The following is an 11,070-nucleotide window of genomic DNA, read 5'->3' as shown; positions in this document are numbered from 1 at the left end:
GCATGGGGAACCAGGCGCAGATTCGCAAGGGAAGTACGGCGATGTCGACCTCGACGCGCAATTTCCCGAATCGCCTCGGCATCGACACGCGCGTCTACCTGGGGTCCGCCGAACTCGCCGCCGTCTGCGCCTTGCTCGGCCGGATACCAACGCCGACCGAATACCTTGAAGAGGTGCAGGCGGTCAACGCCAAGGCGTCCGATGTCTATCGCTACATGAATTTCGACCAGATCAAAGAGTTCAGCGAAGTCGCGGAAACGGTCAGCGTGTAGGCTGCGAGTCGCTCGCAAGGCAAGCGGCGCACCGGTCCTCTCGCCAAACGATGGGGCCGGCGCGCCGCTCTTGTTCTGCGGCTTGACTTGCAAACCGCGGACCAACCAATCGGCGCTGTGGCCGCGCGCTACGCGGACGCCGGCCGGTTGGCTGCGCGCTTGAAAGGATACAGAGCTAGCCGTATCGCGCGTCAGCCGATGCAGTCGCGACGCGCACGCAGCGACTCGCCGGCCGGGGTGTCCAACGCGCCGGCACAGCGCTCAACGCGTTGACGCGTGCTATGGCCAAAATCCACAGCCCTGAAGAATCTATCGTTGCCTCGTCATGCCAACCGACTTACGATCATGCCTAGGCAGGTAACGACGCACCAGAGGGGAGCACAGGGGTATCGTGGCGAAGAAGAACTCTGCCAGCAGTGGATTGATTATCGGGGCAGCCCTGATCATCGGGCTGCTGGCCGCGATACCCAAAGAGGTGTCGGTTGGCCTCATCGTCCTGGCGATAGGTGTCGCAATCGTTCTGAAACTCAGGAAAGTGAAAGAACCCAGGCAGGACGCCGTTGCTCTGCAAAAGCCAGCACCCGTTCAAGGCCGGACGACAGTCGCGACAACACGATCGCTCGCAGCCCAAGGTGCGGCTTCCAGCAACAGCGCCAGGCAAGCTGAGGGATTTGCCTCCGTCACCGTTGGCCGTGCGCTTGGCAGCAATGAATACCGGATCCCTGAGCCGCAAGCCAGCGGCCAGCCAGATGGGCGCTGGATCCCGCCAGGTGAACCCGTCACCGTCGCCGGAGTCGTGCTTCCAGGCGGAATGATCTATCTCGGTACGGACCTGAAGACGGGCCATAGCGATGTCGATCCAGCCCTGATCAACCCGAGCCTCAAGGTCTCCACCGCTGATGGCGACATCGGTCTGCCGTTGACCAGTTACTGGCCAAGCTACTCGACCATGTCGCCGGATGCTCGAAAAAGCTACCTGCAGTGGCATTCAAGCGGACGGAAGGCGCCGCAGGCCGACATTGGCTATGTTTTCCTCTTCTTCTATGGATTGGAACGCCGAGTCCTCGTGGATTTTCCGACAGAACCTGCTAGCCAGGCGGATATATCGGCCATCACAGCCGAGGTTCGACGCTTGTTGGATATCTACGGCAGCAACAAGTCGTTCGAGAACTACGCCAGCCAATTTCTGAGCTATATCGCTTCCGACCCAGTCAGCGAGAAGTCGTATCTCCGACCGCCGCCATTTGTCGCGGAATGCGCTGTTGCTCTTCCCTTACCGCTACGCGTTGGGCTCGGATGGCTGGCGGTCGACCAGAAGCCTGTACCCGCCGACTGGGCTTTGGCGTGGGCCCTGGCCGACCCGAATATCTCACGCCGGACAGCGGTGACCCGCTGCGCTGAGCTCTTTGCCCGCTTGTTCAAACAGAAATATGCTGAAGTCCATGGCGAGGGTCTTGTCCTCAGGCTTAATCGCACCAAGCTCAAGGTAAGTTATACGCCAGCCTCGGCAGCTCTCCGCTCGTTCGATTTCACCCGCTCGATCGGCGATCTACCTGACGTCTCAGCAACCAAGACGCCGGTCATCAAATTGCAGGAGTTGGTGAACGAATGCGTGGCAGCGCTCGATCCGTATAGCCGGTATATCGGTCGCTATCCTGACAAGGCGGACGCCCTGGAGGGACTGCTGCAGCTGCCCGCCGAACTCTGGCCGGCGCCTGTCAAGGCGGAGCTTGATGACCTCAAGAAGCGAGTCGGTCGCGGCATGATTCTCATGAGCTTCGGCGAATTGTCTGGGCGTTTGAAGAGCGCTGGCGACCTGACGCGCGACAAAGTGCTGGGCCTTGCCCGAGCCCTGGAGCACCTTCAGCTCGGGTTTGAGCCCGACGTCTTGGCGGGCGCGAAGACGCCGAAGGCGACGGACAAAATCGCCTTGTTTGCCACCAATCCCGAGGACGGGGCGGTACGTTCCGGGCCGGCCTATTCGGCGGCAGCGGTGACGCTCGATCTGGCCTGCGCGGCGGCGCTGGCCGATGGCGAGGCGTCAGCCCACGAACTGCTGCACCTTGCGCGGCAGATAGAGTCCTGGAACCATCTGAGCCAAGCGCATCGAAAGCGCCTCAAGGCTCATCTTCGGCTTGGGGTCGACCAGCCAGCCACACTGGCGTCCCTCAAGAAGAAGCTGGAGCCTTTGCCGGAAGACGCCAAGCGCTCCATCGTCCGCTTCTTGGCGCATCTTACACAGGCCGATGGCAAGGTGACTTCAGAGGAGGTGAAGTTTCTCGAACGCGTCTGCAGAATGCTGGGGATCGAAGCGCAACAGGTCTATTCGGACTTGCACGTGCATGCTGTAACTGGTGCGCCCGCCGCCACTCCGGCGATTGGCGTCTCGACACGACCAAGGGACGAGTCTGCCAGTTTCGCCCTCGACGCTGAGCGTATTGCCGAGTTGCAGAAGGAAACCGAGGCCGTATCCGCGCTGTTGGCGCAGGTCTTCGCGGAAGAGGTTCCCGCCGAAGCGGCAGTTGAAGCGGCGTCCGCGGAGGCATTGCTCGGCGCTCAATCCAGCATCTTGGGCTTGGATCAGGACCATTCCGCTTTCCTGCGCCGATTGATTGGCCGGCACACGTGGCCGAGAAGCGAGTTGGCCGATGTGGCGGCGGATAGGGAACTGATGTTGGACGGTGCGCTGCAACACATCAATGAGATCATTTTGGATACGTTCGAGGCGCCCCTCGCCGAAGGCGACGACCCGATCGAAATCAACCAAGAGCTTCTGGAGAAACTCCCGCTATGAGCACCATCCGCGCCAAAGAACGTGATGCGGTCATCCAATCGTTGCGGGCCGGTGTCGTGCCGCGCACGGGCCAACATTTGATTCAGGTCGGTCGAGTCAGAGAGCTGCAAGCTTTGATGAAGGATGTCGAGCGCATCGCTGACAGCGGCTCCGGATTCCGCGTCGTCATCGGCGAGTATGGCTCCGGTAAGACTTTCTTCCTGAACCTCGTTCGTGCCATTGCACTCGAGAAGAAGCTGGTTACCGTGCACGCAGATCTCAATCCCGACCGACGACTGCACGCGACTGGCGGCCAGGCACGCTCGCTCTATGCTGAACTCGCCAAGAGTCTTGCTATCCGCACCAAACCTGAGGGCGGCGCCTTGGCCGGCGTCGTCGAGAGATTCGTCGCGCAGGCAAAGGCACAGGCCAAGACGAGTGGCGTCACCACTGAGGAGGTGATTCGACAACGGCTTGCTCACTTGACTGAAATGGTCAATGGCTACGACCTGGCTGAAGTGATCGCCGCCTACTGCCGAGGCTTTGAGCTAGGGAATGAACAGCTCAAAGCTGACGCCATCCGCTGGCTGCGCGGCGAGTTCACTACCAGGACCGAGGCCCGTGCGGCGCTCGGCGTCCGAACCATCATTGATGATGCGTCTTTCTATGATCAGCTCAAGCTGCTGGCCCGTTTCGTCCGTCTGGCGGGCTATAGCGGCCTGTTGGTCTGTCTCGACGAGTTGGTCAATCTCTACAAACTCGCCAACACCCAGGCCCGCAACGCCAATTACGAGCAGATCCTGCGCATCCTGAACGACTCCCTGCAAGGTTCGGCGGAAGGCCTGGGTTTTGTACTTGGGGGAACGCCCGAGTTCCTGATGGACACGCGGCGGGGGCTCTACAGCTATGCCGCGCTACAGTCCAGATTAGCGGAGAACACGTTCGCCAAAGCGGGCATGGTTGATTACTCGGGCCCGGTGATGCGCTTGGCCAGTCTTGCACCGGAGGACTTCTTCGTTCTGCTGCAAAAGCTCCGGCATGTCTATGCGTCAGGGGAGGTCACTCAATATCTCCTGCCGGACCCCGCCATTCCCGCGTTCATGGAGCATTGCGCCAAGCGCCTGGGTGACGCCTACTTCAGGACGCCACGGACGACGATCACGGCCTTCATCAACCTGTTGGCCGTGCTCGAGCAAAACCCTGGAGCCGATTGGAAGGAACTCATCGGGGTCACCGAGGTGGTTGCAGACAGTGGCGGCGCAGCCGACTTGGCGGTCGAGAATGACGACGAGTTTGCCAGCTTCCGGCTCTGACTCGCAAGCGTTCTCCCTGCTCGACGCGCGTATCCAACGCTGGATATGGAGCGAAGGATGGAGCACGTTGCGAGACGCCCAGGAACAGGCAATCCCCGCCCTCATCGAGGCCGATCGAGACGTGATTGTGGCAGCCGCTACGGCGGCCGGTAAGACCGAGGCGGCTTTCTTTCCCATCATGACGCACTTGCTGCGTGACGAGCCGGCACAGCTTGGCCTGGTGCTTTACGTCAGCCCCCTGAAAGCGCTGATCAACGACCAGTGGAGTCGGCTGCACAGGCTGTGCCAGTCCGTGGAGGTGCCAGTGGTCGCTTGGCATGGCGATGTGGCAGCCAGTCGCAAACACCAGTTCCTCAAACAACCCCAGGGCGTCCTGCTGATTACCCCGGAATCGCTGGAAGCCTTGTTCGTCATGCGCGGTTCGGCGATGCCCGGCCTGATGGCTAAGCTTCGCTACATCGTGGTCGATGAGTTGCATGCCTTCATAGGATCGGAGCGGGGCAAGCAATTGCAATCCTTGCTGCACCGGGTTGACCGAGCGGCAGGCCAACCAGTACCGCGCGTCGGCCTGTCGGCCACGCTGGGCGACATGGAGTTGGCAGCGCGCTTCCTTCGCCCGTCCGCCGGGGACAAGGTGCATCAGATCGTCGCCCAAAGTGGCGGCCAGCGAGTAGAGATCCTCTTGAAAGGCTACAGCGAAACACTGCCGCGGATTGAAAGCGATTCCGAGCAGGAGAATCCGGAATTGGAGGACGTGGTGCCCGGCAGTGTGGTGGCGGTCGCGGCGCACCTCTATCAGGCGCTGCGCGGCTCGAACAACCTTGTGTTCCCCAACAGCCGGCGTTTAGTCGAAATATACGCAGACTTGCTGCGCCGCCACTGCGAACGCGATTGCGCGCCGAATGAGTTCTGGGCGCACCATGGCAGCTTGGCCAAGGACTATCGCGAAGATGCTGAGCGGGCGCTCAAGGAAGGGTCGCGCCCGGCGACGGCCATCTGCACGACGACCATGGAGTTGGGGATCGACATCGGTTCGGTCAAGAGCGTCTGCCAGATCGGTCCGCCGCCGTCGGTGGCGAGCCTGCGGCAACGACTTGGTCGATCAGGACGTCGAAACGGAGAGTCGGCAATTCTTCGGGGCTACTGCATTGAACCCGCCCTGGGGGCGAAATCCGATCTTTCGGACAACTTGCGGGAAGGATTGGTGCAGTCGGTGGCCATGATCGGCTTGCTGGTTGACGGGTGGTTTGAACCGCCTCGGGTAGGCGGTATCCACGGCTCGACTCTGGTCCAGCAGATACTTTCAATCATCGCCGAGCGGGGCGGCGTGCAGACGCGTGAGTTGTGGGGAACCCTGGTTGCGCAGGACTGCCCATTTGCGGGTCTCTCACGGCAGGACTTTTTCCTGTTGCTCAAGTGCATGGGCGAGCGGCGCCTGCTGATTCAAGACAGTTCCGGCCTTCTCTTGCACGGCGAGCTTGGAGAGAAGCTTGTCAATCACTACGACTTCTTCGCGGTCTTCACGCGCGATGAGGAATTTCGTCTAATCTGCGACGGGAAGACGCTGGGCTCGCTACCCGTGACACGACCCCTCGCTCCTCAACAACGGATCATCTTCGCGGGACGGCGTTGGCGGGTCCTGGAGGTGGACAGCGACAACAAGCTCATTCTGGTCGCCCCGGATAAGGGTGGTGCTCCACCCGCTTTCGAGGGTAGCGGGGCGATGGTACATGACCGAGTCCGGCAGAAAATGCGGGCAGTCCTGGCGAGTCCCAACCAGTTACCCTTCCTTGATCGAGGGGCGCGAACGCTCCTGGCCGAGGGACGGAGCTATTACCAGCAGGCAGGCCTGGACGCCAATCAGATCCTGCAACGTGGCAACGACGTATCTCTACTCACGTGGCATGGCGACTGGGTCAATGATGCCTTAGCCTTGCTGCTCGCTCGTAGCGGTTTGCTGGCCAGCAACGAAGGATTGGTGCTGAAGATCACCGGAGGCACAAGAGAGCGCGTTCTTGCGACCTTGGGTGAGATAGCGGAACTCGACAATGTCGATCCCGTCCTTCTGTTAAGCAGCGCCCAGAATACCTTTCGCAACAAATGGGATTGGGCTCTGCCCGAGGCGATAGCGCGACGCTCCTTTGCCTCTCTTTGCTTGGACTTGCCGGGCGCCTTGAGTACGGCGCGAAGCCTCTCGCGCCCAGACGAAGCCCTGCGAAACTGAGGTGTTGGTGATCGACGCCTTAAGGCTTTCCGGGAACATCTTGAAATGACCATTGGGTGTGCTGGAGGAGGTCAAGCATGTCGTACTCAGTTTACATAATGCGAATTATGCGAAATACAACATCGGGCGAAGCGTCGATCAAATCTGCTGCGCGCACGTCCTCGCTGAGGCAGACGCCAGTTCACTGTCGGGCTGGATCGTTCTCCGGACCAGCAATTCCAAGTTCGTCGTTGAGGCGCTTGACGCTTTCACGCAAGGCGGCGACCTCAGCCTCCAGCCGAGCAAGGTTTGCCTTCAGGGCAAGGACTTCGCCCATCGTGACGGAATCGGCTGGCGAGCCCAAAGATACCTCGGCGGGCGCCACGTCACCGGCCAGAGATCCCCCCAGCAAGTGAGTCCAGCGATTTTCGCGTGCGCCCGGCTGCCGCGGAAGCTCGACGACCAAGGCACCCATAGCGCGTGCTGCCATTTCCTCAAGAAAACCCTGAACGGCGGAAAGGTCAGCGAAACGATGCAGTCGGTCGCAGTTGATGCGCAATTCGCCGGCGGTCTGCGGCCCGCGCAACATCAACACCGCAAGCAGTGCAACCGATGGCGAGGGCAAACGCAGCACCCTCTCCATGTTGTGCGCGTAGCGAGCAACCCGGCTGCCCGTCGACTCGATCACCAGCGTCAGACCTTTCAGGGAATCGATGGCGTTGGCGACTTCGCTTTCGTTGGTCTCGATGATCGGCTGGCGGCTCGTCTTCTGATTGCAGCCGGCAAGCAAGGCGCTGAGGCTGAGCGGATAAGTGTCGGGAACGGTGTGTTGCTTCTCGCACAGGACGCCAAGAACGCGCGTTTCAAGTAACGAGAGTACAGGCAGGACAGCAGGAGTCATTGGGTCGTCAAGGTGGAGTGAATCGGATCCCGTTGAACGCAGCCTGATCGTGGCCGGCACGAGAATCGGCGGCCGAGCACACGCACTACGCTGGCCAACGGCCGGTCGGTCATGCGCTGGCAACCCTCCAGCGGGATGATACCTTCTCCTGGCGTCCTGACAAAGCGTGCCGGAATGTCGTATCGTGCAGTTTCGCCATGCCTGTCCCCGGGCTGCTCCGATGCCAGTAAGGAAAGCTGCGATTCTTCGACCAAGCGGTATCGACAAACTGAAGGAATGAAACCATGCAAGCAACGCTACACCTTCTCAGCGCGACCGACTTCCCCGCCCTGACCCGACGCTCGGTCGAGATCGTTCAGCTCAACCTAGGCTACCGCTGCAACCAGAGTTGCCAACACTGTCACGTCAATGCCGGTCCGCAGCGCCAGGAGGAAATGAGCGCCGAAACGATGGCAGCCGTCCTCGCCTTCATTTCGGCCAGCCCGCAAGTGCAGGTGATCGACCTCACCGGCGGGGCGCCCGAGTTGCACCCTGGTTTCCGCCAGCTGGTAATGGCGGGACACGAACGCGGGCTACGGGTGATCGATCGCTGCAATCTGACCATTCTGGAGGAAGACGGGCAGGACGATCTGGCGGCATTCCTGGCCGCCCACCACGTCGAAATCGTCGCCTCCCTACCCTGCTACCTTGAAGCAAACGTCGACCGGCAACGCGGCAAAGGCGTCTTCGCCGGCAGCATACGGGCACTGCGTCGCCTCAATGCCTTGGGTTACGGTGTTGCCGGCAGTGGCTTGGTGCTCAATCTGGTCTTCAACCCACAGGGGCCGACGCTGCCGCCGCCGCAGGCCGCATTGGCGGAAAGCTACAGAAAGCATCTTGCAGCGGAATATGGAATCGTTTTTAATCAATTGTTTACTTTGGCCAACATGCCAATCCAGCGGTTCGGTTCGCTGCTCGTTTCGCGCGGCCAATTCAAGGCCTACATGCAATTGCTGCGCCGAGCACACCGTGTGGAAAACCTTGAACACGTGATGTGCCTCCGTCTCATTTCGGTCGATTGGCAGGGCTACCTGTATGATTGCGACTTTAATCAGCAACTTTCCATGCCAATCACCGGTCGCCGTGGAAACCGCCAACACATCCGCGAGCTTACCGCCAAACTCCTTGACGATTGGCCGATTCGCATCGCCGATCATTGCTACGGCTGCACAGCGGGACAAGGCTCCAGTTGCGGCGGGGCGCTGGGCGACGATGTCGCGCCGGCGCCGACCTGCGCGAACTGATTTTACGGTGTTATCTCTGAGGGCGGAGTTTGTCGCATAATTCGGACAAAGTGTCCAACGAGAACCCATCTTGATCAGTTTTGTCGATCCGGATCGATACAAGTCGCTGAAAGCGACGGGTAAGCTCCCGTCACCCAAGGGCGTCGCGTTTTCGATCATCAAGCTGCTCCAGCGCGATGACTTTCGCGTTGGCGAGCTCGTACACTTGGTGCAGTCCGACCCGGCGATTGCCGGACGCCTGCTGAAATTTGCCAATGCAGCCGCTTTCGGGCGGACGCGACCCATCGTCTCGCTGCACCGCGCGATCGTCGCCCTGGGTGCATTCCATGTGCGTGATCTGGTCGTCGGCCTGTCGGTTATGCATAGCCACAGCAGTGGGCAGTGCGCGGCATTCGATTACCCAACCTTCTGGGGCCACTCCTTGGCCACCGGCATCGCTTGCCAGGAACTCGCGCACGTTGCGCAGGTGTCGAGTGAGGAGATCTTCACCATCGGCCTGCTCGCGCGCGTTGGCGAACTGGCGATGGCTTCCTTGTTTCCAACCGACTACGCCGAAATCCTGCGTGAAGCACGCCGCGCGCAGGCTGACCTGCGCCAGCTGGAGCGCGATGCCTTTGGCATGAACCACAGCCAGCTGGGAGCGACGATGCTTGCCGAGTGGGGTCTGCCCGAGATGCTGATCCAAGCCGCTTACCACCACGAGCAACCTGACCTGGGCGGCTTCCCGGATGGCTCGCGCCTGCAGACGCTGACCCACTCCCTGCATTTTGCCGGCGCGCTGGCCACCGTCTGCACGGCTGACGAGGAAGCCCGCTGGGGCCTCCTGCCCGGCCTGTTGACGCGGGCAGCACGCCTGGGAATCAGCGGCGACGCACTCAATTCAATCGCCGATCGCATGGTTGTGCGCTGGCGGGAATGGGGAGCCATGCTGCAGGTCCGCACACAGGAGATTCCGCCTTTCGCCGAGGTTCTCGCGGCCAACCCGCCCAGTCGGCGGATCAGCGCGCCGACGCAGTCGGAGTCGCCGGCGAGCGATCTCGCGCCGCGCCTCGCGGTCCAGTTGATCGGCATTCCGCTGCCTGAACTGGAAGCCCTGATGCGGCATATCGAGGCGCTGGGCCACCAACCGGTCCTGGTCGAGAGTAGCGCAGACGGACTGAAGCAAGCGCTGCGGCAGCCGGCGCAAATCATCATCCTTGACATGGAGCTACCTGACCTCAAACCAGCGCCCTTCTGTCGCATCCTGCGCCAAACGCCGGCCGGCAAGGAGGCTTACGCGCTGCTGCTCGTCTCCCCAGGCGGCGAAACTCACATCCTCGAAGCGATCGATGCCGGTGCTGACGACGTCCTGGTCAAGCCATTCACCGTCCAGACGCTGCGCGTGCGGCTCAACACCGCAGCGCGCATGCTATTGCTGCGCGAAGAGATTCAGCGCGAACGACGAGGTATCGTCCGCTCGGCTGGAGAGTTCGCCGTTGCCCACAAGCGTTTGCTGCAGGACGCACTGACCGACACCCTGACCCAACTGGCCAATCGTCGGCACGGACTTGACTTCCTGGCCGCCGAGTGCACCTTTGCCGCCGCCAACGGCTTGCCGATGGCCTGCCTAATGCTTGATATCGACCACTTCAAGCGAATCAACGACACCTATGGTCATGCCGCCGGCGACGCCATCCTGCAGCAGCTTGCCGACCTGCTCAAGCGCACCTCGCGCACCGAAGATCTTGTTTTTCGGTATGGCGGCGAGGAATTTGCCGCAGTACTGCCAAATGCTGCGCCGCGCGCCGCAGCGCAGATTGCCGAGCGCATTCGCGCGATGGCCGAACAGTACGACTTCCGTTGGGAGCGACGCTCGGTACGCGTGACCCTCAGCATCGGCGTTGCCAATCTGCAGCACAATCGTCAGGACAGCAGGAACCTGATCCAGGCGGCCGATGCCGCGCTCTACAAGGCCAAGAGAGCTGGACGGAATCGCGTCGTCGTCGCCGAAACCCCGGCCACCAGGTGAGACCCCCCCACAGACGAACCGCCTCTTCCTTCTTCGACGGCAAGTGAACTCCTGGGGTCCTGGCGCGCAGCAACTCGCCCTTCCCTGCCCTTTCGAGCTTGCCTTGCCAGTTCCCGGCACTTGGCCGCCGGCTGCCCGATCATGGCCAAGCGCCAGAGGCTGGCGGATCGTCGGTCAGCACTCAGCTCAGTGCAGGTCTCCCGCCTTGAGCACGGGCAAGCGCATCACGTCTATGCCTTCGTCGCACAGCATTTCATACTCCTCCTGGCTGGCGTGTCCGCAAATCGAACGTCGGGGTGCCTGCAGATAATGGATCC

At 61.3% G+C, this 11,070-nt stretch carries 8 protein-coding genes; 6 read left to right on the top strand and 2 right to left on the bottom strand.

Going from position 1 to position 11,070, the window contains the following annotated elements; all coding sequences use genetic code 11:
* The 4 genes from RKP46_RS19950 to RKP46_RS19935 form a co-directional block, all read left to right on the top strand.
* Nucleotides 1-272: aconitase family protein (locus RKP46_RS19950; RefSeq protein WP_311108246.1), on the top strand; the 272-nt coding region annotated here is incomplete at its 5' end.
* Between the two features lie 391 nt (nt 273-663).
* Entirely contained in the window at nt 664-3,066 is a 2,403-nt protein-coding gene (locus tag RKP46_RS19945) for a TerB N-terminal domain-containing protein (RefSeq protein WP_311108245.1), read from the top strand.
* Nucleotides 3,063-4,358, top strand: a complete 1,296-nt coding sequence (locus RKP46_RS19940; protein WP_311108244.1) for an ATP-binding protein — start codon at nt 3,063-3,065, stop codon at nt 4,356-4,358. Before RKP46_RS19945 ends, RKP46_RS19940 begins: the two co-directional genes overlap by 4 nt.
* Complete coding sequence (locus RKP46_RS19935; RefSeq protein WP_311108243.1) at nt 4,327-6,582, top strand: DEAD/DEAH box helicase; 2,256 nt, start codon at nt 4,327-4,329, stop codon at nt 6,580-6,582. The genes RKP46_RS19940 and RKP46_RS19935 overlap by 32 nt, the downstream gene beginning before the upstream one ends.
* A gap of 181 nt (nt 6,583-6,763) precedes the next feature.
* Here RKP46_RS19935 and RKP46_RS19930 read toward each other — a convergent pair whose 3' ends face one another.
* Entirely contained in the window at nt 6,764-7,462 is a 699-nt protein-coding gene (locus RKP46_RS19930; protein ID WP_311108242.1) for a YceH family protein, read from the bottom strand.
* Nucleotides 7,463-7,746: 284 nt separating this feature from the next.
* On the opposite strand from RKP46_RS19930, the gene arsS reads away from it, so the two are divergent.
* Both arsS and RKP46_RS19920 read left to right on the top strand, forming a co-directional pair.
* Entirely contained in the window at nt 7,747-8,745 is a 999-nt protein-coding gene (gene arsS / locus RKP46_RS19925; RefSeq protein WP_311108241.1) for an arsenosugar biosynthesis radical SAM (seleno)protein ArsS, read from the top strand.
* 70 nt (nt 8,746-8,815) lie between these two features.
* Nucleotides 8,816-10,753 carry a diguanylate cyclase gene (locus RKP46_RS19920; RefSeq protein WP_311108240.1) on the top strand — a complete coding sequence of 646 codons (1,938 nt, stop codon included), beginning with the start codon at nt 8,816-8,818 and terminating at the stop codon, nt 10,751-10,753.
* Between the two features lie 186 nt (nt 10,754-10,939).
* Here the strand turns inward: RKP46_RS19920 and RKP46_RS19915 are convergent, their stop codons facing one another.
* On the bottom strand, nt 10,940-11,059 hold the full coding sequence (locus tag RKP46_RS19915) for a DUF1178 family protein (RefSeq protein ID WP_311108247.1): 120 nt from the start codon (nt 11,057-11,059) through the stop codon (nt 10,940-10,942).
* Between the last annotated feature and the right edge of the window lie 11 nt (nt 11,060-11,070).

Origin of the sequence: Accumulibacter sp., from assembly GCF_031732815.1 — a bacterium.
In the GTDB taxonomy this organism is placed as follows: Bacteria; Pseudomonadota; Gammaproteobacteria; order Burkholderiales; family Rhodocyclaceae; genus Accumulibacter.
This window is presented reverse-complemented; position numbering and strand designations above follow the sequence as displayed.

Bases quoted from the DNA above. Each gene is read 5' to 3' on its own strand.
- RKP46_RS19930 (WP_311108242.1), bottom strand. From the start codon at position 7,462: ATGACTCCTGCTGTCCTGCCTGTACTCTCGTTACTTGAAACGCGCGTT.
- RKP46_RS19935 (WP_311108243.1), top strand. From the start codon at position 4,327: ATGACGACGAGTTTGCCAGCTTCCGGCTCTGACTCGCAAGCGTTCTCC.
- RKP46_RS19940 (WP_311108244.1), top strand. From the start codon at position 3,063: ATGAGCACCATCCGCGCCAAAGAACGTGATGCGGTCATCCAATCGTTG.
- arsS (WP_311108241.1), top strand. From the start codon at position 7,747: ATGCAAGCAACGCTACACCTTCTCAGCGCGACCGACTTCCCCGCCCTG.